The organism is Methanoregula sp., from assembly GCF_041645475.1.
Lineage (GTDB): Archaea > Halobacteriota > Methanomicrobia > Methanomicrobiales > Methanospirillaceae > Methanoregula.
Map to the genome: position 1 here is coordinate 114422 of NZ_JBAZQA010000005.1, position 21627 is coordinate 136048.

Genomic DNA, 21627 nt, shown 5'->3' on the forward strand with positions numbered 1-21627 from the left:
GTCTGGTTGATCCGGAATCGGTTTTCAAACGCAATCATGATCGCGATGGACTTTTTGAAATCAAAGCTTGACTGAAAATTAAAAAACCATAGTCCGCTGAAAAAAAATTTGTCAAAGTTTGATGATGAAATGTTAAGTACCTGTACACGAAGGTACACCAACCGTTTACGACGGAGGTCCGTTCACAGGTACGGTTTTCAATCAAACCTTGATTGAAAATAAAAAATCAAAGTCTGCCGAAATTACAAAGTCCATTGTGGAATAAATAGACATTTTCATAAACCCCTACTGCAAATAATCCCGTATGGGAAAAATTGCCGATTACCTGAAAAATTACAGTAATCAAGGAACGGCACAAGGCTACAACTCCGCTATCTTTCGCTTCATCGATTTTATCTATGGAAAACAGCGGGAATTTGTCAAAGTCACCGCCGAAGAACGCGTAAAATACGAGAAACTGGTTGATAAATACCTCAAAGAAAAGCGGAATTATTCAGAGGATATGGCAAACTTCGTCGTATCCCTTCACTCCAGCCCCCCCTTGACAGCTCGACACACATTCATCTACGTAAAGGAGTTTTTCAGTTATTACGACAAGGAATTACCGTCGAAGGAATTGAAATTTATTCGCAATAAATTACCGAAGGGAAACGCAAGAACCGTCGAAAAGGACATGGACATCGAAACAATACGAGTAATCCTTCAACATCTCGACGTAAAAGGGCGCGCGTTAATTCTTACCCTGGCATCATCAGGAATGAGAATTAATGAGGCGCTCTCGGTAACTCTCGATGATGTTGATCTGAAAACTATACCTGCCTGTATCACGGTTCGTGGTGAAACTTCGAAAACCGGAGATACCCGAATATCCTTCATATCATCAGAAGCAACGCAGGCTATTAACGAATGGTTGAAGGTTCGGCCGGATTACATCAAAACCTCTGCAAAACGGAATAACGGCCTTGTAATGAGCGGGAGAGGTAATCTAAAATCGGGAGAGGATGACGGGCGGTTATTCCCGTTCACGGACCAGAACGCCAGCGTATTATGGGAAAATGCGCTGACGAAGGCAGGGTTATTATCACACGATAAAACGACGAATCGAAAACAATTGCACTATCACCAGTTCCGAAAATTTTTCATCAGCCAACTGTCGTTAATTGTCTCCAAAGAAATTCCTGAAATGCTGGCAGGCCATGCTGGATACCTGACAGGCTCGTATCGGCGATATACCAAGAAACAACTGGCCGAAGAATACCTGAAAGGACAGCATTTGTTGACGATTCAAGCCCCCAAGGAATTACAGGAGATTGAATCGGAGTTCAAAGCCAAGATGCAGACTCACAGCGAGATTATTGAAAGCCTCGTGAGGAAAAACATCGCGCTGGAACAATTGGTAATAGCCAATGAGGAGAAGTTTACCAAGGAGATTCGAAAAATCCAAGAAGAAGACCGCATGATGGCTTACTTTAAGGAGTGGTTTGAGGAAAAATGGAAAAACGCATCGCCAGAAGAACGGGATGAATTAATGAATCGGATTATCGAAATCAGTGAACCTGTCGATGAAAAGTTAATGGATGCCATAGACCAATCTGAAGAAAATTACCGGAAAAGCATGGATTCCGAACTGACCCAGTCTCTCATTCCTACGGTTTCCCGCCGCGCCCCAAAGGAACGTAATGAAAAGCCCCATCAGGGGCTATCCTAATGCAGAAAACACCCTGACGGCATCTTTGGGGGCCTTGCCGCCCCCAATACGGGCCGTCTTGGTGTGTTGTTCTGCCGTCAAACTCTTAAATTCACAATTCCTCCCTAGCCTCATCAGAGGGTAGGGGGGCGGGGGGCGGCCCCTTCGGGGCAGTCCCCCCTCCCTCTCGGCTCATTTAGAATAAGTCGTAAAATAAATAAAAATGTCCGACGTGGAATAAGTAAACGAGTTTCCGGAACTACGACGTAATTTACCACTGGGCTCATATAGAATAAGTCACAGCAATTAAAGCAAAACGAACCTTCGATGTATCTATTTAACCTATAATATTCATAATTTATTTTATGCCGCCTGAATTGTTTTATAAGCCGCATCCGTTCAAAGAACAATCAATTACAGTTACACTCAGAAGAAATACTGATGATTCATCAAACTATCTGTATGAAATTATTCATAAATCTGATTCTTCAAAACATTATGAGCGATTTGACACTCAAGAAAGCGCAGAAAAAGCAATTATGAAAATTAACTCTGAAATCAGAAATATAATTGTCGATATGAGGAATAATGAGATTGAAGAAGAGGCATTAACTAAACAAGCAAGAGACAAGATTATTGCTGATAATAAAGAAGAAAAATATTTATAATTTATTTTTCGTTAATCACATTTAATTGTATATTATTAAAAAAATGAATGAGCACATCAAAAATCTGAATAATCGAAATTAACAATTTAATTCCACTACATCAATTTTAGAACATGAGTTTTGTTCATAATTCAAAAATTCTAAAAAAGTCTTAAAATTCACAGTTGATTGTGTATTTCCTGCTGAAATTTTTTTCATCAGGGTTTGATGGAAAAATAAAAATCAAGGTTCGATTGATCCGGATCCGGTTTTCAATCGCGATCATGATCGCGATTGAATTTTTTTTGGCAGGTTTGGTTGAAATGGGGTATTGAAAATCCAATCTGGGATTGGCGTTTACTCGGGGGGATGGTCAGGCACCCTCTCTTGAGAATCCGCAAACAATATGAAAAGGGGATGTCGACAACTCCGCTCACCTCTTTCATGAAATGATGTCATTGTCGTGACGTTTTTTCTTGCCCGGGTATTTTTCAGGCACTTATCGGGAATCCCATTCACGTTCGCCGGTTCCCGGGGCAACTTGTTTTTGTCTCGTTATCCCTCCTTTTGGCCGGGTATCTCGCGGGTTTAGATAAACCCACCGGTGGTTTATTGAACAATTTGGGGTGATAATCTGTTTTTTTATTCCCCCTGAAGAGCGTGTGTCGCCGGGTCCTGGCAATGGGTTTCCCCTCATCCTCATATTCCCTCTGTGGGGACCCACTTATACAACCTAAAAAAAACAGGCCGTTTTGATACGTTTCAAGAACTGTCGTAGTGCTGACCGATCTCATCGGGAACATGTACGCACGCAACCAGGGTGTGATTATACCCTTTATTTGTGATGACTCGGCAACCGGTTTGCCGGGTCACCAGGCACTGCAAATGCCGACAGATCTCATGTATGGGTAGCCTGCGGTATGGCATTTCCACTAAAAACACATTCAGAAATGTAACCGGAAATCGTTCCTGAAATGCACGACTGCCAGATGGTGGCAGACTTCGAAGAAATGGGATTAAAAAAATTTAGAGGTATGGGTTCCTGAGTGCTTTGCCCACACCGAAGGTTGCACGCCCTGCAAGGGTTGCCTTGTTCTTCGTGATCTTCTCGTTTGCGAGCTTGGTCACGAGTTCAAGACCTGGCTTGACCTTTTCGATTGGCTGGGTCTCAAAGACGCCAGCTGCCATTGCCTTGCCCCAGACCGAGTCTCCGATCTTGGACCTGACAAACACCGTTGACCAGCCGTCGGGGCTGCCGACTGAGCCGGTGGAGATGTCACCGAGGTTTGCTACATAGTCAAGGCAGACGTGGCAGCCGGGCTGCTCGTACTTGTGGGTCACCTTGAGCGGAAGCTGGACTACCTGTCCGCGCTTGCCGTATACCCAGAACTTGCCCTTGCCGATCTCCATCTTCTTGACGGACTCGAGCTTCATGGCTGCGTGGTCTTCCACGAGCTGCAGGATGCTCTGGTAGGGGAAGTTCTCCATGCAGAAGATACCTACTGCAAGGGCAATGCTTGCACCAACGTCGCGCATGCCGACGGGGTACAGCTGGGCTTTCCGGACTGCCTGCATCTGGCAGGGAGTACCGACGATACCAACCTTGTCCAGACCGAAGCTGCGGGTTGCCTCCTTGAGGAGTGCAATGTTCGGGCTGATGTTATACTTGGTACCGGCTGCTGCGAGCAGCTCAGCCTTGGTGTTGACGATCGCCGGGATGGGTCTCCAGGGTTCGATCATGTCGAAATTGGAGTTGTCCAGCATGCACTTTGACGGGTTCTTTGCTGCGAATTCCTTGCTGGCTGCAACGATTGCACCGTCAATGATACCCTCTTCAAGGGCATATGCAAACAGCGAGGTAACGATACCGCCATCCTGGGCGTGCTTGAGAAGCTCCTTGTCGGTGCTCCGGGCTGAGATGCATGATTTGTAATTTCCGAGTTCTGCTCCCATTTCAATCACCTTACTGGAGTGCCGCCATTATGGCCTCGTTGATCGCCTCGTACTGGCTGATGACATCAGTGTTGAAGAACCCTCTCGGGCACTGCGCATAGCATGCGCCACACTTGATGCACAGGTCGCGCTCACCGTTGGGCTTGCCGTATTCCATGGTGATGGCGTTGACCGGGCAGGCTGCGGCACAGCTGCCGCATCCCATACAGAGTCCCTGGTTGATGACGTTGGTCATCAGTTCGCAGAAGCATGCGCTGGTGGTCTCGGTCATCTTCATGAGCGGGGTCAGGTATGCCGTTGCAAGGTCCTTCTGTTCCTTGGTTCCCTTGAGGAGCAGGTATGCCATGACGGCAACGTTCCTGATCATCTGGGGGGTCGGTGCGCATCCGGGGATGTACACGTCAACCTTGATCAGGTCGCCGATTGGCAGGTATGCCTCGTGTGCCGGCTGGTTCTGCTGGCCACCGCGGGAGAACCGGGTGATGTTGCCGTAGCATGCGCAGCCGCCGAGGGCGACCACAATTGCTGACTTTTCACGGGTTTCCTTGATCTCTGCAACTGCGAGTTTGTCGTTAATACAAACGGAACCCTCAACGAATGAAACGTCTACCTGCTGAATGTGCCTTGCGTCTGCAAGTGTTGGCATGTACTTCAGGTCGACGTACTTGTCGAGGAGCGTTAACAATCCGGCGTAGTTGTCTGCTAATGCCACAGTACAACCGGTGCACCCACTGAGGTGGGTGTAGCCCAATGTAATCTTGTCTGCCACAGGCTTAACCTCCTTTTTAGTTTCTACTGGCTTTTGTGCTACATCAGCGGGTTTCGATGGTGCCGCCGGTTTAGGCGGTTCCGCGCTGGTGTTTTTCTTGAAGACACTCGATAGTAGTCCCATAATCCACTCCTGTAGTTTCCAGTATTACCCGAATCGCTTTCGGTATGGCTTTCTCGAGTTCATCGGAAAGCCCGAGTTCAAATTCGGGAGCAGTAACCCTTGCCGGCTGGACTCCTATGATCGTAACCTCGATCCGATCCTTGATCCGCTGGAGCGGTTCGGTGAGATCCCACGAATGGGCATCACGGTAGGCGCCCGGTGGTAACTCTTCCGGCCTGAGTTTTGTTATCTGCCCAGGCTCCGCACCAAAGTCAGCAATATCGACGATAATGAGTTTCTTCGTCACTTCCGGGTCGAGCAGGGTAAAAATAAAGTGCGGGCCGCCAAGGCCTGCATCGATTATTGTTACATTGTCGGGAAGCGAGAGATTCTGCATCTCCTCGATTACTGCCGGTCCAAAGCCGTCGTCGGCAAACAGGGGGTTTCCACACCCTGCTATCACGATCTCTGAGAACAGCATCGCGGGTTACTCACTGGATGAGCTTCTGAGCCACTACCTTGTTGTCCTCATCCACGACGATCATGTGGGTTGCACATGATACACAGGGGTCGTACCCGCGCATGATAACTTCTGCGAGCTGCCAGGGTGCACCGGTGAGTGCAGCACTGCAGGTTGCAAAGTTCCATGTGGTTGGGACAAGCATCGAGAAGTACTGGACCTTCCAGTCCTTGACGCGTGCAAGGTGGACATCGGTTCCACGGGGGGCCTCGTTGGATGCCCAGCCGAGGGTTCCGTCACCGTCGGGGATGTAGTCTGCAACGACCTTGCCGGCAGTGTTGAGCTCGTCAAGGCAGTCGATCATCTCGTAGAAGCAGTCCGTGTATTCCATCTCACGGGCAATGTTCTGGCCGACGGTACCCTTCTCGTCGTAGCCCTTGTAGACTGCGAGACGTGCACGGGGACCGACTTCAACGGGCTGGCCGTCGTACATCGGGATACCGGTGCAGGCTTCCATCTGCGGGTTGACCTTGGTTCCCATCTTGGTGGTTCCGCCAATCGGGTAGCGGGGCTCTTCGAGCGAGACTTCCATCTCACCCATGTACCAGTCCCATGGCCGGACTTCCTTGAACCTGCGGATGTCCCAGCTGGGGCACTCGTCGAGGCTTGAAGAACCGTAGAACGCGTGGGTTGCAAGGTAGCCCTGGTTGTGGTAACCGAGGGTCTTGGGCAGTGCGACCTTCATGCCGCCGACGTCCACATGCTCGCGTGCCTGGTAATTCCGGAGGATCGCGATCATGAGGTCCATCTGGGCCTTTGCAAGGGGGAGACCCTCCTTGGCGAGGTCGTACATCTTGGTCTTGGCCTGCTCTGAGACGTTGCGGTACATACCGCCGACCCGGGTGTTTCTCGGGTGGATACAGTCGCCAGCGGCAATCTGGCCGATGGTCTGGCCGATCTCACGGAGCCTCTGGATGCGCTTTGCAACGGTGCGCACCGGCTCTTCTGCCGTGAACGGGTTGATCTTGGTCTCGGTGCCTGGTAAGTACAGGTCGGGCAGGATCAGGATATCGTGCAGTGCAATGCTGTGCAGCCGGTTTGCCAGCTGGAGGATGTGACGGAGCAGAAGTGCGTCCCGGGGGATCTCGCACTTGATGGATGCTTCCATCGCTTCGGTCGCAGCAAGGTTGTGGGCAATCGGACAGATACCACAGACACGTGATGCGATCTTGGGGACCTGCTCGGGCGTCTTTCCGACGGCAAGCTTCTCTACACCCCTGACCGGGGTGATCGAACACCAGTTACCGGTCTCGATGATACCCTGGTCGTTGACCTTGAGCACCATCTTGGAGTGACCCTCATGTCTTGTGGTTGGGGAAATCTCTACAACTTTCGACAATATTATCGCCTCATTTTATGTTGAGTTGTTCGAATTACTGTACAAAATTACTCTATACATCTCTCATCTCTAGAGATAATTGAGCGTACAAAGTACGTTCATGTCTATCTTGTACTAACCATTTTATAACCTTTATGACTTAATCTGATGTCAAAAAAGCTCCCATATTCACCCTTGTTTTCCAAAAATAGTCCGAAATGCTACGCTTTGTCGGGGGATGTATAGATATACCCCGGGATTGTAAAAAGGAAATTATATTTTAACCTGGATTCGGTTTGTGAAAAAAACCGGTTGGGCAGGTCAGTCGTTGGCCTGCTTATCGCCGTTCAATTCATCGACCAATTCGGCAATGGTGGCCCGGCGCTCGGCATACGCATCGTGCTGGTGGATGCTCTCCTCGTTGGTCTGCTTGATCGTGACAACTGAATCCCCGGACAAGTAGTCAAATTCCGCAAGCACTTTCTTTGCCATCTCGCGAACACAGTCCTCTACAAACCGCGGATTTTTATGCGCGTTAAGCACGACCTGCCCCTCATCTCCGCGCTTTAAAAGCTCGTAGATGCCGCTGCTCATTGACTCCTTGAGGATACTGATGATCTCTTCGAGATCGACATGCTGGTCGTCATCAGTCTCTATGCACAGGAATCCCCGGCCGCGCTGGTTGTGGGTTGCCATGGGAACTTCGCTGAAGAACGCGTCAATGGTATCCTTGTTGACATTGAGGCCCTGCAGGACCCGCATGGCCCGCTCTTTCATGATATTCTGGGCACATGGGCATGCGGTCATGCCGGTAACTTCGGCACCGATACTCTTGCGCACGATTGGTTCGCGGAACGTACGCCGTGCAACAGCCCGGGCGTGCACTTTCACTACTTCATGGCAGACCGTTTTACTGACCGGTGTCTCGCGCTTGACCATGAACTCGCTGCGCATGAACACTTCTGTCCGGTCGGCATACTCGTGGCGATCCAGAAGCTTGCGCGCAACAACGCTGCAGAGTTTCTCTATCTGGTTGACATCGCCCTCTATCGCCTGCTGGAGGACTTCGTCAATCACTTCGAAATTGCGGGAAAGGTTTGCCCCTTTGAGGCTGCCGGGGAGATCAACATACACGTCAAAATTGGATATGAAAATTACCGGCCGTTTCTCGTGGCGGTGAACTTCAACAAGTTTTTTAACGTTTTTTACACCGACCCGGGTGAGGTTTATCCGGACATCCGGCGATGTTGCCTGAACGTCCGGCAGTTCCTTACTGAATGATTTATCCGGGGCTACTTCGATATTTTTGGTTTTAATAGGTCATCGCATCCAGATGGTTTTTCACGTGTGCTTCTTTAGTTTTTTCATATAATATTTATGTGCTTTGTTGCTGATATCAAAGGGATCTACTATGTTAAAAAAATATTATGAGGCAGATGCCGATCTGGGCGTGCTGAAAGGCAAGCGCATTGCGGTGATCGGCTACGGGTCACAGGGCCGGGGCCAGTCGCTGAACCTGAGGGACAGCGGGCTTGATGTGGTGATTGGTCTGCGCCCGGGAAAGAGCTGGGATGCGGCAGCAAAGGATGGCATGAAAGTGATGAAGGTCGCCGATGCCGTGAAGGCCGCCGACATCATCCAGATCCTCGTTCCCGACGAGCTCCAGGGTGGGGTGTACAAGAACGAGATTCAGCCTAACCTCACGGAAAACAAGTGTCTTATGTTCTCGCACGGGTTCAACATCCACTTCGGGCAGATCATACCTCCGGCAAATGTGGATGTAATCATGGTGGCCCCCAAGGGCCCCGGCTTCATGGTCCGCCGGCAGTACGAAGAGGGCAAGGGTGTCCCGGCCCTCATCGCTATCCATCAGGATGCGAGTGGTAATGCTCACAAGGTTGCTCTTGCGTATGCCAAGGGAATCGGCGCCACACGGGCGGTTGTTCTTGAAACCTCGTTCCGTGAGGAGACCGAAACCGATCTGTTCGGCGAGCAGGCAGTTCTCTGCGGTGGATGTACCTCCCTTGTTAAGGCCGGGTTCGAGACCCTTGTTGATGCCGGCTACGAGCCTGAGATGGCATACCTCGAAGTTCTCCATGAGCTCAAGCTGATCGTGGACCTTATTTATGAGGGCGGGCTGACGAACATGCGCAAATATATCAGCAACACCGCACAGTATGGGGATCTCACCCGGGGACCCCGCGTTATCGGTCCCGAATCATATGAGGCAATGCAGGAGATCCTAGAAGAGATCCAGAGCGGCAAGTTCGCCCGGGAATGGATGCTCGAGAACCTGGTGAACCGCCCGGTCTTTACGGCGCTCACCAATGCCGATGAAGAACACCTTATCGAAGAAGTGGGCAAAGAAGTGCGCGGCATGATGCCCCAGTTCCGGAAATAATACTCACCCTCATTTTTTCCTTTTTCTCCTGCCAAGAATGACCCGGGTCTCCTGATACCCAGAGCAACTCAAGAATTACTATCTTTTTTAATTATATGCCCCTATTATATCCTGATGAAGGTCTGTATCATTTACCACAGCGAGACCGGTAATACCCGTCATGTTGCACAGCATCTCGCATCGGCCTGCGATGGGAAACTGATCGATATCACCGACAAGGCCAGCTACAACCGTCTCACCCGGTTCCTTGTATGGTGCAAGATGAGCATGGCAGAAGAAAAGACACCCATTGAACCGTCGTCTATTGATGTATCTGATTTCGATCAGCTGGTATTTGGGTCCCCGGTATGGGCTTTCAAGCCGACACCGGCAATTCATGCCGCTATCGACTCCCTGAAGGGCTGTGAGGGAAAGAAGGCAACTGCATTCTGCACCCATGGTGGCAAGCCCGGGCAGACTGCGGAACTCTTCCAGAAATGGATTGAGGCACGTGGAATGAAATGCGTGGGGAATGCAAGCCTCCATCAGAAGGATATCGAGGACGAGAAGAAGACTCGGGATCTGGTTGCAGCCCTGATTAAGAACTGATTATCTCAAACTTATCCTGAACACGAAGGTACGGATCCATTTTCTCTCTTTTTCTCTCGATCCTGTTTTTTCTGCAGGATCTGAACCGGCCCGATCCGGAATCCCCTCTCCTGGGCATCAGTAATACGCCAGGTCTCGGTGACTTCCCTCCGGGGAAAGCCTTTTTGTCGGCAGGCGCCGTTATACTATACTATTATGACGGACCCGTATGAAGACCTCCTCAAACAGGCATATTCCAATATCACGGAAAAAACCGAATCCTCGGAACGTTTTGTAGTTCCCGAGGCAAAGGCATACGTTGAGGGAAAGACCACGGTTCTCGAAAATTTCACCGAGATTGTCGGTAAAGTCCGGCGTGAACCGGATCACCTGATGAAATTCCTTCTCGGGGAACTGGGAACCAGCGGAAAAATTGACGGGAACCGGGCCATTTTCAATGGGAAATTCGAGATCACCCTGATAAAGGCGATCATCAAGAGTTACGTGGAGGATTACGTCATCTGCTCTGAGTGCGGCAAGCCCGATACGCGTCTTGTCAAGGATGACCGGGTCATGCTCCTCCGCTGTGACGCCTGTGGGAGTCACCGGCCGGTACGCAAGCGGAAAGCCAGGACCGAACCGGTATCTGAGAACCTCGAAGAAGGTACCATTATGGATGTCGAGATCCAGTCGATCTCGAAACGCGGAGACGGGGTTGTCAAGATGGGACGGTATATCATGTATGTTTCGAATGCAAAGCCCGGCCAGAAGGTCAGAATCAAGATCTCCCGCATCTCGGGTTCAATTGTCTTCACCGAGCGTGCCCCTGAAGAATAATTTTTGGTCCAGACGTACGGGATCGATCCAGAGCCCGATACCCTCTTTTTTTAATTCCTGAAAAAAGGAATGTCAATACGCGGACATACCTTCCACGAAATTCCTGGCCCTATCCCAGCATTGAGGGATGATATGGCTTAAAAAAGTATAGTATTCCTGAGAAAATCAGCTCTTCTTCAACCCTTTGATGAGCTCATCACAGTGACCGCTGATCCGTTTGCAGGCTTTCTTGATGATAGGAACGGGATTTTTCTTTCCCTTTGTTGTTATGAACAGTTCCGGGTCCGAGAACTGGAATTCTATCATATATCGCGCAACATCTACGTCCGGATCACTCAGGAGCTCTTCGACAAGGGTATTCATAAACGTGTGGCCCTCACCCTGTATGATGAGCCGTGCCTTGTCTTTCTCGAGTTCGAGTACCTTTACAATCATGCACCTATCTTTGGGAACCTGAAAACTATTAAGGTATGGGTAAGAGGTACTCAACAACCTCTTACCCGGCTTCCGACAGATACCGTTGTTATCAGATCATTTTCAGGGGAATTCGAAGGATTCCCCGTCTTTCCCGAGATGGGGGAGATCCCAGGGGAGGAGATGGCTCATGTGGACGCAGCGGAAATCCTTTGGTGATAACTGTGCTGCAAGTGTGCAGGCGTCAAGATAGTTCATGTGTTTCTGGATGGTGATGCTTGACGGAACAATGGCGTCCAGGAAGAGCATATCGAGATCCCGCAGGAGGTCAATGCTTTTTTCCGGGATATCGCTGTTGGTATCGGACGTAAAACCAACCCGCGATACCCCGGTTTCCAGGAGCACGCCGCAGGTGAATGCGGGCGGATGTTTGACCATAAAAAAGGTGACGGTCATCCCGAAGATCTCAAACGGTTCGTACGGCTGTATGGCCCCTTTCTCAAAGGAAAGGAACCGGAATGTATCTGCACAGTAATTCAGGACCTGGGGTGCGGCAAAGACCGGGGGGATCTTCTGGACCCGGTAAAATTCCCCGAATCCGATGAAATGATCATAGTGCCCGTGAGTCCAGAGCACAGCATCGATATGCGGCGAATCCGTACGGAGGAGCTGGGTCCGAAGGTCCGGTGAGGTGTCGATGAGGAGGTGTCTCCCCTCATTCTCTACGAGAATGGACGTTCTCAATCGTGTCAATCCCTCTTTTTTTGCACGGGTGCACTGGGGACATTCACACCCTATACGGGGTGTTCCGACTGCGTCACCCGTGCCAAGAAGGGTTATCTTCATGTTATAACCAGTTCAGGTGGCGGATGGCTTCCCGGGTCCTGACCATGGTGATACCCTTCTCGATATCTTGGCGGTCAATGGTCTTGCGCGAATCCATGAGTGCGGACAGGATTGCCTCCTTGACCATCATGCGGAGATCCGAACCTGAGAATCCTTCTGTTTTTGAGGCAAGTTCCTGATAATCGAGTTCGCAGGGCAGCGAAGCAGTGACTTTTTTTAAGATATTCTTCCTCATCTCCTCGTCGGGAAGGGAAAACTCGACAACTTCATCGAACCGGCGCCATGCAGCTTCATCGAGAAGCTGGGGGTGGTTGGTTGCTCCGATCAGGAGTACACCGTTCTTGATGAGGTTGATCTTATCGATGTTCTTCAGGAGCGAATTCACCGCCCGTTTCATGGCCCCGTGATCATCGGAGGTCCGGCTCTTGGCAACAAAGTCGAACTCATCGATGAACAGGATCGCCGGGGACAGTTTCTTTGTCAGTTCGAAAATACGGTCAATATTCTTGGATGTCTCTCCAAGGTACTGGGAGGTGATCATGGAGAGCCTCACTTCAAGGACGGGCATATGCATGGCCCGTGACATAGCAAGGGCAAGGGAGGTTTTCCCCGTGCCCGGAGGACCCACGAAGAGAAGCTTTCCAATCTCATAAATGCGGTGCTGCTGCAGGAAATCCCGGTGGGTAATGGCGTGCTGGATCTTGCCGATGATCGCGAGTTGTTGGGGGGTGCATACCAGATCCCCAATATGTTGTTCGATCTCTTCGGGAGCATTGATGATGACGAGATCCAGGGCACCCCTGAGTTTCTCGTCTTCCCCGATAAGTTTGGACAGTCGGGCATCAAGATGTGCCTTGGTATCTTCAAAGGGCGGATTTGCGGCACGGACTTCCTTGTACACAATGCCTGTGTTCTCCAGCCGCTCAAAATAAAATGCCAGGGCCGGGTTGATCCCGATGAGGGTTTTCCCACCCTGTTTCAGGAACCACTGCGCGGCCGGCTCGAGAGCCGTTATACGGAGCCGCTGCCCGAATTCCTCGTAGGCAATGAACGGATTTGCGGCAAGTTTCGAATGGGCATCCGCAATCGCGAGTGAACGTTTGATCAGGCCGTCACTGACATAAACCGGTCGTTTGACATCGGATGCGCTGGTGACGCCAAAAATTTCGCGGCACGCAGGCGTCAGGTCATTGATATCAAGTTCCGGGCTCTGGTTGACTATTTCAGCGGTCAGAACTACTTCCATTATACGCAGGATTTCAGAATCACCAGACATGGCTGTAACCTCAATTATTCCTTTCCTCAATGCATAAGGCTATCTCATCGTGTTGTTACGACGCAGCCGTCACTGGTCACGATTATGGTGTGTTCGTGCTGGGAGACAAGCGACCCCGGAATATCGGCAAGTACCGGGTACCCGTGAAGGATCTGGGACCTGACAAGCGACGGGAAGGTGATATCCAGTTTCTTCTCTCCCATCCATCTGCGGGCAAAGGGCAGGCCGCGACGGTCTTTGATCTTCTCCATAACCGCCCGCGCTGACGGGATTCGCACCGGTTTCTGCGAGATCTGGGAATAGATCTCAACCCTGGTCTTCTCGCCAACGCGCCCGCTGCCGGTGGTTGCGAATGGCTCGATGGCAAATACCATGCCTTCTTCGAGCACAACGCCCCCGTCCATACCCACGTTAGGGATTGTCGGCGAACAGTGTTGGACATACTGGTCCAGACCGTGCCCGGTCAGGTTGGAGATGGGACGATATCCCCTCCCCTCGATTTCCTTCTGGACTGCCGCCCCGAGTTCTCCTGAAGTAACCCCGGGCCTGATGATTTTTATGGCGGATTCCAGTGCCTGTTCTGATGCCTGGAGGAGAAGGGAATTGCGGCCAAGGTCAACCGTTGTTGCCGTGTCGGCAATGTATCCTTCTATCTGGACCCCGAGATCCAGTTTTACTACGTCTCCGCTTGCAAATATCCGCTCATCGCCATAGGATGCGGTGTCATGCGCGGCATCCTCGTTTACAGAGACATTGAGGGGAAAGGCGAGGCCTGCCCCGCTCTCAAGGACTTTGGCCTCTATGGATTCAACGAGATCCAGGTACGATGCTCCAATCCGGATTGCCAGTGCACCTTCCCGGCGAATTCCCGCTGCAATGATCCCCGCATCGCGGTATTTGTCGAAGATCTCGTCCTTCATACAACCAGATCCTCGGAAAAGTTCGTAAATTTGTCAAAGCCCTTTGCCGTAACCGCCCCGATATCCTCCAGCCGTACCCCGCCAATTCCCGGGTAGTACAGCCCGGGTTCTATGGTGATCACATTGCCCTTCTCCAGGGCTTTTCCTGCGGGACCTACTGTTGGCGATTCGTGGATGTGCAGGCCGACACCGTGGCCGAGGTTATGAACAAATCCTCTCGTATTGCTCTCATACCCGCAGTCCTTGAAATAATCAACAACCTCCTGATAGATATCGGATCCTGCTACCCCCGCCCTGACGCGGGAGATGCCCAGGTGTTTTGCCTCACGCAGGGCATCATACATATCTCGGATATCCTGTGATGGCTCCCCTTTCACAACGGTCCGTGTCATGTCCGCAAAATAACCCGTCTTCTCTTCCACCGGGAAGAGATCGATAACAATGGGCTCGTCTGCTTTGAGCGGCCCGGTACCTGTCATATGGGGAATCGCGGTATCCTCCCCGCAGGAGACGATCGTATCCACGGCACTGCATTCATGCTCGAGAAGGTGGCAGTGCATGACGAATTTCACATATTCCGACGTCAGTGGCGCTCCTTTGTAATGCAGGATTCCTTTTTTTACGGAAGAATTCCTGATAAGGTGAACCGCCTTTTCCATGGCAGATTCTGTAATTTTCTGGACCCGTTTCATGGTAGCTATTTCAGCCCGGCTTTTCCTGGCTCTCATTGACAGGACGGTCCCCGTATCAACGGAAACCGAGCAGTAATCCCCAAGCACCGCGGCAAGGCCGTGGGGGAACTGGGGTGGGACAAGGATCTTTTTCCCCGCCACACCGGCAATCATCTTCGCGGTTGCCCGGAGGGGATCTTTTTCAGTCTGCAGGATCTCGGGAAGCCCGGCCTGGGTCCGCGTCATCACTGCCGCTGTTGATTCGCGTGACGCGCGTCCCGTCTCCATCTGGGAGATGATGATCGTACCCCTCTCACCCGGCTTTTGGAAAAAGACAAACGGATCACTGGTTGTGAACTGCGTCAGGTAACGCATGTCGGCATCCCGTGAAGAGGCATACATGACATACGCATCGGTGTCATGTTCCGTGATTGCTGCTGAAATGGGATCCATCTGTCCATACTATATGCAGTGAAACGTCAAGTACTTTTATTCCGGGGTTGACTTATCGGGTAATGGATTCCAAGGCCAAAGACCAGTTCCGATGGAAATTTTACCGGCTAGCCGTGCAGCTGAACGCGATTATCCTTCTCGTTGCACTCTCCGCTCTTGCCCTGTTCCTCTTCCCTGAGCAGTTCCGCATACCTGCCATCGTCATCATGCTCGTACTCGCACTGGTTCTTTCCATCAATTTCCGGAAAAAATACGTTGAGACAAAAGCATGGCTTCATGAACAACCGGATGAGAATAAACCTGAATAATCCGGATCAAAACCCTGATTTATTATGCTGGAAAAAATGAAGGATGAGATCGAACTCCTGAGCCGGCATATTGAAGTTGCCCGCGCTGTTGTAGATCACCAGCCGATCGGGATCATGAAATTATCGGAACTCTTAAGCCTCCCCTCTCACCGGATCCGGTATTCCCTTCATGTGCTCGAGCAGCTGGGCTATATCCGCGCATCCCAGGAAGGCGCAGTCGCCACCCCGCGCACGCTCGAATTATTCACTCACCTGGATGGGGATCTGGATGAACTGATCCGGATGCTGGAATCCATGAAACCGGGGATAAAAGGGCGCTAGGGTGTTCACCCGCGATCCTTCAAACCCTTTCACCTATAGTTACCTTTAAAAGTACTCGAAAAGAATCTAATAAGGCGCATTAACGCATAGAAGCTGCCTCCCTAACTCAGTTGGTAGAGTGTCGGACTGTTAATCCGAATGTCACAGGTTCGAGCCCTGTGGGGGGCGTTTTGGGGGCCCGTAGCTCAGTCCGGTTAGAGCGCCCGGCTCATAACCGGGCGGTCATGGGTTCGAATCCCTTCGGGCCCACTGTTTTTTTGATTGCTTTTCTGCCCTATTCTCCCGCTCTTGAAAAATCGGTTTGAAAACCTTTGTATCCCAAAACATTCATAGGGAGCAACATGAAATGTCCCGTGTGCGAGATGGATTGCGTGAAGTCCGCAAAAGATATTCTTGCCACGCTTCCCTCGCTATTCCTTCCGTGCCCGAACTGCACGATGAGGGCCCTGGACAAGCGCGCCCCCCTGCCCACGCTCGAATACGCCGCCACGTGTTCGTGCGGCAAACGGTTCATCGATGAGGTTTTTGCTCACATTTATGTGGTCATGGTAGAGGAGGGTGATCTTCGGATAACAGATCCGCTCATTGCTGTGGGATCCCCTCTCGTTCACCCGGGGTATGCTATGGATCGGCCCCCGTTCCTACCGGCAAAGTCCCTTGTTCTGCTCACCATGAAAGCCTCCAAAAAAACCGCGGAGAGGCTGATCGAAGAGGTTCCGGAACTCCGCGGCGTTGTTAAAACCGGGAGTTTTATCCCGGGTATTGCAAGTCCCGACCTGAACTCTGTTCCTCGGGTGTATGAATTGTTGGCCGGATGCGATGTCCGTGCTGACATATTCCCTCTCCGGACCGGGCCTCTGGTAATATACAAGCAGCAGTCGCTGATTCACATCGAGTTCCCGAGGAGCGGGTATCCTAAGATTCGCTCCGTGGAGCAGCACGTGGGTAATCCCCCGGCACAGCTTTTTGTGGATGCCTGTTGTGGTGTGGGGACGCTGGGGCTCACCGCAGCGTGTCTTGGGGCGCCCCGCGTTGTTATGAATGATGCCTGGTATGCCTCGGCCTTCTGGTCAGCATTCAATCTCGAAGTGAACCGTGAATACCTGAAAATCGATCGTGTCAAGATCTTTGAGCAGCTGTCGGACATGCAGAAACACCCGGTTGTTCGCGATCCCATCAAGATTGCCGAGGCATGCGGTGATCAGGTTGTCGAAGTCTACCAGGGTGATTTCCGGGAACTTCCCTCTGTTCTGCCGAGGGGAATTGCACCGGTCACCGCACTTGACCTCTTCGATAAATCTGATGTTTCTGCAACCAGGATGATCCAGCGCGAATGGATTGAGCGGGCCGGTGGCGAAGTATTTATTCCCTGATCCTCTTTTTACCCCGCCCTCCCATGAATTGGTCTGCGTTTTTTAACCCCCCTCAGGTAAAAAGCCTTTATTGGCCGGTGCACAAAGGTATATGGGGACTAGCCCGGGTGGCTCGGCGTCACTTGTAACCCGAAACCGTCGGTACGCGGGGGGCGAAGTTTGACTGAGGCTGCAACGGCCTGCGGGATCCTGTGTATTCTGACGTTGAAACCTCGTCCTGTGAGGTCGATGGACAGGTATCAATATTCCGGAGGGAATAGCGACCTGCTGCTGCGGGGACTGGTTCAGGCCCGGAAGGGAGCAGACTTACCGCAGACATTCGGCGCCCACAGGGTAACGGGGCGGAGGATGAGTGCTTTGGCAAACGCAGAAACGTACAGTCGACCGAGAACACGTCCCCACTTGCGATTATCATGGCAAAAGTTACTATTATCGGTGCAACCGGCAACGTCGGTACGTTTGCCGCTTACGCAATTTCTGCAATCCCGCATGTAAACGAGATCCTCCTTTATGGCAGGTCGGGTCGTGATGCTCTTTTAAAAGGTATAGCACAGGACCTCGGTGACTCATTTGCAGCGCGGGGGACGGATATCCGGGTCAACTGGACTACTGATCTCAAAGATGCTGCCGGATCCGATATCGTTGTAATAACGGCCGGAGTACCGCGCACACCGGATCAGGACCGTATGGATCTTGCAACCGGTAACGGGAGAATCATTGCCTCTCTTGCCAGGGAGATCGGTGCGATAGCCCCGAACACCCAGATTCTCATGGTAACAAATCCTGTCGATGTCATGACCTCCGTTGCTCTGAAATATTCAGGGCTTTTGCCGAACCAGGTCTTTGGTCTTGGCACACACCTGGATTCTATGCGTCTCAAGTCACTCATTGCTTCTTACTTTCAGGTTCATGTCAGTGAGGTCCACACACGCATTATTGGCGAGCATGGCGAAAGCATGGTCCCGCTCTGGTCCGCGACCACTATTGGGGGCATTAAAATTTCGAACCTGCCGGAATTCTCGCACCTGCCGGTACAGGATATTATCAAATCGGTTAAATGCAGCGGGCAGTCAATTATCCAGAATAAAGGGTCCACGGTCTATGGGCCGGGTGAGGCAATTGCATCACTCGTCAGGACGGTTCTTTCCGATGAAAACCGTATCCTTACGGTATCTGCGTACGTCCGGAGGGAGGTGCACGGGATCGGGGATATCTGTATCGGTGTTCCTGCCCGCATCAACAGCAAAGGAGTCTTCCCCGTTGCGATCCGGCTCGATGAATCGGAAATAATTGCCTTCCGCGAATCCGTTGAGAAAATCCGGGAACGTACGAATGCAGTATTCGAAGTGCTGGATGCCAAACCCATTTGACATCAGGATCAATAAGAAAAATTAAAGAAAAAGAGATTGCCTGACCGGTTTTATGTCAGGGTCACTTCTAGGATCTCTGCCCGCTCGACGCCGGGAATTGTGCTGAGAGATTTTTCGAGCATATCGGTTTCGCCACCGGCATCGTTCACGATTGCGGCAAACTTGATCGACTTGAGCCCAAACCCTATCGGCTCTTCCCGGATGTCCTGGATGCCCGGCAGTTTCTCCTTGAGCGCCTTTTTCAGCTGTTCAAGGTCCACTTCGGGTGATTCGGGCATGACCCGCATGATGACGGCTACACTGCCCATGCTTCACGGTCCCCCAAATCCACATTTCGGGCAGACGTAGGGAATGCTCTGTTCCCGGCACCGGTAGCACCGGCTGATCTCAACACCGCACGCGGGGCAGCCGAATTCGGTAGCACCCTCTTCTGCAAGCGGAGCTTTGCAGGATGTACACTTTTTATCTGACATTAATACTCCTCCAAGGATTCCTATAGTATCTCTTTTAGTACCTTTAAAAGGTTGTACCAATTATGGTGCCAGGAACGGGCACCCCTTTTAAAAAATCCCGGACTCTTTCCGGGTCAGATCCATTGATAATCGTTGAATGGATCTTGTTTTCCAGGACATACGAAATAAAAAACGGGTCAACGACATCCGTTTTCATGGATTCCGATACCTGCTCTTGTAGTCCATCTTCTCCGGTTATGCCATCTGTTGATTTGAGCAGGAGAAGATCAACGTGGAGCGCTCCTGCAACCCATGCCGCGATCGAGTCTGACGTAATATCCCATGTGTGGGGGAGGGGATCGCTCTCTTTGAGGCAGGTATATGGCAGAAAAACTGTTGTGCATGAAGGAATCTTAAGCTGTGCGGTAACTGTCAATCCCTGCGAGGAGAGAAGCCACCCGTACTGCTCCATTGCGGCGATTGCCATCCAGTGGGCTGCATCATCGTCCACCTTTATCCGCCTGACCGCGTCAGCGAATATGCCCCCGCCCGGGACAATGAACAGGGTCCGGCGCGAAGCCTTTAGCACCGGTATGAGATCCGGGACCCGGGTCAACAGGCTTCCGCCAATCTTGACAACCAGAGCTTTTTCACCCATCTCCCTTGTGGATAGCGGCATTCGGATCATATTCTCCGAATATTATATCGCCAGATTATAAAAGGTGCGCGGAGAAAACGAACACTATGCGTACCTCCCTCCTGCTCTTCATCCTCCTGGTGTTGGTGATGCATGCAGGGGCTGTTGTCCAGATATCAGAATTTTGTCCCGACCCTTACCTTCCCGATGATGTGGATGAGTATATCGTATTTTCCGGTAATGGTTCTCTCGATGGGATTGTGGTATCCGACAACCATGGTGGTTTCCGCTTCCCCCCGGGCACATCCCTGGGTGGTACCATAACCGTTGCCCGCAGCGGGCCGGCCTATGCCCGGACCCATGGGCGCAATCCGGATTTTGAATGGCTGGACTATTCCCCCTCGATCCCCAATGTGATCAACGGCGATCCGCTCCGGCTTGCCAATACCCGGGATGAACTTCTCCTGTATGAAAACGGGAATTTGGTTCAGAAGATTGCATGGCCCGGTGATGTGAAACCGCGCGAAGGACAGATCCATTTCCGGAAAAACGGTGTGTGGGACCCCCGCCCGCTCATGATCGGCCAGTCCCGTTTTTCACCTCAGGCTTATCCCAATGTGACCGTGACGGCATTTGTCCTGCCTGACAGCTCCGATGAACAATTCTCGTACGCGGTTGATCGGGCGTCTGACGAGATCCTTCTCAATGTGTATGAATTTTCCAGTCCCGCAATGGCTGATTCCCTGATTGCTGCCCGCGCGCGCGGAGTGGATGTCAATGTCCTTGTCGAGGGAGGGCCGGTTGGGGGAATCTCTTCTGCAGAAAAGGCAATAATTGCACACCTCAACCAGAGCGGAATCGTAACCCAGCAGATGGCTGCTCCCAAGGGTGGGCATGCCCCCTACCGCTACGACCATGCCAAATATCTGGTCATCGATCGCAAATCTGTTTTTTTAACCAGTGAAAATTTCAAGTTCAGCGGTTTTCCCCCGGCGGGAATGAGCGGAAACCGTGGCTGGGGCGTATATCTCGAAGACCCCGGACTTGCTGCGTACTTCTCTACCGTATACACCTACGATATCAGCCATGGCTCTGTGTTCCCCATTACCGGCACGCCCGGAAATGCCGAGCAGGCATCTGCTGCAATGCACAAGGCTGAATTTCTCCCGCAGCAGTTTACGGGGGCTACGGTTGTTCCGGTAATTGCCCCGGATACCAGTGACCAGATAATCCTCCTGCTGGATTCTGCCCGGAGTACGGTTGAGGTTGAGCAGGCATACATCACCAATGAGACGCCCACTGCCCTGAACCCGTACCTTGCAGCCGCCATCAATGCCTCACGGAGGGGAGTCCATGTACGAATCCTGCTGGATTCTTACTGGTATAACACTGAAGATACCAATGACAACGACGAGATGGTCCTGCTGATTAACCGAATCGCCTCATCCGAACACCTTCCCCTTGAGGCACGATGTGCCGATCTCCGTATCAGTGAGATTGAGAAAATTCACAACAAGGGGGTTATTGTCGACGGGCGTCGCGTTCTCGTCAGCAGTATCAACTGGAACAGCAATTCTCCGAACTTTAACCGTGAAGCCGGAGTCATCATCGACCACCCCGGAGTTGCCCGGTATTTCACTGAGGTATTCGAAGATGACTGGAATCCCTCAGCAACTATTCCCGGAACGCCGGTAGATTACCTGAAGTACATTGTAGTAATTGCAGTTATCGTGCTTCTCCTGATTGTCTACTACCGGCGACACCGGTATTGATCAGGAATCCGAT

The 21627-nt window shown here is 51.5% G+C and carries 23 protein-coding genes, 2 tRNA genes and 1 other RNA gene; 13 read left to right on the top strand and 13 right to left on the bottom strand.

The window, feature by feature from the left end; translation table 11 throughout:
• Positions 1-304 precede the first annotated feature (304 nt).
• Positions 305-1708 (top strand): tyrosine recombinase XerC, encoded by a 1404-nt coding sequence (xerC, locus tag WC598_RS06345; protein ID WP_372960638.1) that lies wholly within the window; start codon positions 305-307, stop codon positions 1706-1708.
• A gap of 344 nt (positions 1709-2052) precedes the next feature.
• Positions 2053-2355: a hypothetical protein gene (locus tag WC598_RS06350; RefSeq protein WP_372960639.1), complete on the top strand. Its 303-nt coding sequence runs from the start codon at positions 2053-2055 to the stop codon at positions 2353-2355.
• Positions 2356-3360: 1005 nt separating this feature from the next.
• On the opposite strand, the gene frhB is transcribed toward WC598_RS06350, so the two are convergent.
• The 5 genes from frhB to mptA all read right to left on the bottom strand — a co-directional run bounded on the left by frhB (position 3361) and on the right by mptA (position 8298).
• The gene (gene frhB / locus WC598_RS06355) at positions 3361-4287 is read right to left on the bottom strand and encodes a coenzyme F420 hydrogenase subunit beta (RefSeq protein ID WP_372960640.1); all 927 of its coding nucleotides are present in this window, start codon (positions 4285-4287) and stop codon (positions 3361-3363) included.
• Positions 4288-4297: 10 nt separating this feature from the next.
• Positions 4298-5056 (bottom strand): coenzyme F420 hydrogenase subunit gamma, encoded by a 759-nt coding sequence (gene frhG, locus WC598_RS06360; protein WP_372960641.1) that lies wholly within the window; start codon positions 5054-5056, stop codon positions 4298-4300.
• Between the two features lie 70 nt (positions 5057-5126).
• Positions 5127-5639, bottom strand: a complete 513-nt coding sequence (frhD, locus tag WC598_RS06365; RefSeq protein ID WP_372960642.1) for a coenzyme F420-reducing hydrogenase, FrhD protein — start codon at positions 5637-5639, stop codon at positions 5127-5129.
• A 10-nt stretch (positions 5640-5649) separates the two neighbouring features.
• A complete protein-coding gene (gene frhA, locus WC598_RS06370) occupies positions 5650-7017 on the bottom strand; it encodes a coenzyme F420 hydrogenase subunit alpha (protein ID WP_372960643.1) in 1368 nt (455 codons plus the stop codon).
• 300 nt (positions 7018-7317) lie between these two features.
• The gene (gene mptA / locus WC598_RS06375; protein ID WP_372960686.1) at positions 7318-8298 is read right to left on the bottom strand and encodes a GTP cyclohydrolase MptA; all 981 of its coding nucleotides are present in this window, start codon (positions 8296-8298) and stop codon (positions 7318-7320) included.
• Between the two features lie 109 nt (positions 8299-8407).
• On the opposite strand from mptA, the gene ilvC reads away from it, so the two are divergent.
• From ilvC to WC598_RS06390, 3 genes are all read left to right on the top strand, one after another.
• On the top strand, positions 8408-9397 hold the full coding sequence (gene ilvC / locus WC598_RS06380; RefSeq protein WP_372960644.1) for a ketol-acid reductoisomerase: 990 nt from the start codon (positions 8408-8410) through the stop codon (positions 9395-9397).
• A 114-nt stretch (positions 9398-9511) separates the two neighbouring features.
• Positions 9512-9985, top strand: coding sequence for a flavodoxin family protein (locus WC598_RS06385; RefSeq protein WP_372960645.1), 474 nt, complete (start codon positions 9512-9514; stop codon positions 9983-9985).
• 195 nt (positions 9986-10180) lie between these two features.
• The gene (locus WC598_RS06390; RefSeq protein WP_372960646.1) at positions 10181-10801 is read left to right on the top strand and encodes a translation initiation factor IF-2 subunit beta; all 621 of its coding nucleotides are present in this window, start codon (positions 10181-10183) and stop codon (positions 10799-10801) included.
• A gap of 165 nt (positions 10802-10966) precedes the next feature.
• On the opposite strand, the gene WC598_RS06395 is transcribed toward WC598_RS06390, so the two are convergent.
• From WC598_RS06395 to WC598_RS06415, 5 genes are all read right to left on the bottom strand, one after another.
• The gene (locus WC598_RS06395) at positions 10967-11236 is read right to left on the bottom strand and encodes a DNA-directed RNA polymerase subunit L (protein ID WP_372960647.1); all 270 of its coding nucleotides are present in this window, start codon (positions 11234-11236) and stop codon (positions 10967-10969) included.
• Positions 11237-11338: 102 nt separating this feature from the next.
• The gene (locus tag WC598_RS06400; RefSeq protein WP_372960648.1) at positions 11339-12061 is read right to left on the bottom strand and encodes an MBL fold metallo-hydrolase; all 723 of its coding nucleotides are present in this window, start codon (positions 12059-12061) and stop codon (positions 11339-11341) included.
• Between the two features lies 1 nt (position 12062).
• A complete protein-coding gene (locus tag WC598_RS06405; protein WP_372960649.1) occupies positions 12063-13337 on the bottom strand; it encodes an ATP-binding protein in 1275 nt (424 codons plus the stop codon).
• 44 nt (positions 13338-13381) lie between these two features.
• Positions 13382-14257 (bottom strand): type II methionyl aminopeptidase, encoded by an 876-nt coding sequence (gene map, locus WC598_RS06410; RefSeq protein ID WP_372960650.1) that lies wholly within the window; start codon positions 14255-14257, stop codon positions 13382-13384.
• Positions 14254-15381, bottom strand: coding sequence for a M24 family metallopeptidase (locus WC598_RS06415; protein ID WP_372960651.1), 1128 nt, complete (start codon positions 15379-15381; stop codon positions 14254-14256). The genes map and WC598_RS06415 overlap by 4 nt, the downstream gene beginning before the upstream one ends.
• Before the next feature lie 62 nt (positions 15382-15443).
• Here WC598_RS06415 and WC598_RS06420 point away from each other — a divergent pair, with 62 nt between their 5' ends.
• From WC598_RS06420 to WC598_RS06450, 7 genes are all read left to right on the top strand, one after another.
• Positions 15444-15689, top strand: a complete 246-nt coding sequence (locus WC598_RS06420) for a hypothetical protein (RefSeq protein WP_372960652.1) — start codon at positions 15444-15446, stop codon at positions 15687-15689.
• Between the two features lie 24 nt (positions 15690-15713).
• Positions 15714-16010, top strand: coding sequence for a hypothetical protein (locus WC598_RS06425; RefSeq protein WP_372960653.1), 297 nt, complete (start codon positions 15714-15716; stop codon positions 16008-16010).
• A gap of 95 nt (positions 16011-16105) precedes the next feature.
• Positions 16106-16178 (top strand) — tRNA-Asn (locus tag WC598_RS06430).
• Positions 16179-16184: 6 nt separating this feature from the next.
• Positions 16185-16259: transfer RNA gene (locus tag WC598_RS06435), tRNA-Ile, on the top strand.
• A 92-nt stretch (positions 16260-16351) separates the two neighbouring features.
• Positions 16352-17383 (top strand): hypothetical protein, encoded by a 1032-nt coding sequence (locus tag WC598_RS06440; RefSeq protein ID WP_372960654.1) that lies wholly within the window; start codon positions 16352-16354, stop codon positions 17381-17383.
• A 91-nt stretch (positions 17384-17474) separates the two neighbouring features.
• An RNA gene (gene ffs, locus WC598_RS06445) (signal recognition particle sRNA) lies at positions 17475-17785 on the top strand.
• A gap of 11 nt (positions 17786-17796) precedes the next feature.
• Positions 17797-18753, top strand: coding sequence for a malate dehydrogenase (locus tag WC598_RS06450; RefSeq protein WP_372960655.1), 957 nt, complete (start codon positions 17797-17799; stop codon positions 18751-18753).
• A gap of 50 nt (positions 18754-18803) precedes the next feature.
• On the opposite strand, the gene WC598_RS06455 is transcribed toward WC598_RS06450, so the two are convergent.
• From WC598_RS06455 to WC598_RS06465, 3 genes are read right to left on the bottom strand one after another with little or no spacing between them, the layout of a single operon-like run.
• The gene (locus WC598_RS06455; RefSeq protein WP_372960656.1) at positions 18804-19061 is read right to left on the bottom strand and encodes an elongation factor 1-beta; all 258 of its coding nucleotides are present in this window, start codon (positions 19059-19061) and stop codon (positions 18804-18806) included.
• Positions 19062-19064: 3 nt separating this feature from the next.
• Complete coding sequence (locus WC598_RS06460; RefSeq protein WP_372960657.1) at positions 19065-19226, bottom strand: zinc finger domain-containing protein; 162 nt, start codon at positions 19224-19226, stop codon at positions 19065-19067.
• 43 nt (positions 19227-19269) lie between these two features.
• A complete protein-coding gene (locus WC598_RS06465) occupies positions 19270-19863 on the bottom strand; it encodes a uridylate kinase (protein ID WP_372960658.1) in 594 nt (197 codons plus the stop codon).
• 86 nt (positions 19864-19949) lie between these two features.
• On the opposite strand from WC598_RS06465, the gene WC598_RS06470 reads away from it, so the two are divergent.
• A complete protein-coding gene (locus WC598_RS06470) occupies positions 19950-21614 on the top strand; it encodes a phospholipase D-like domain-containing protein (RefSeq protein ID WP_372960659.1) in 1665 nt (554 codons plus the stop codon).
• Positions 21615-21627: the final 13 nt, after the last annotated feature.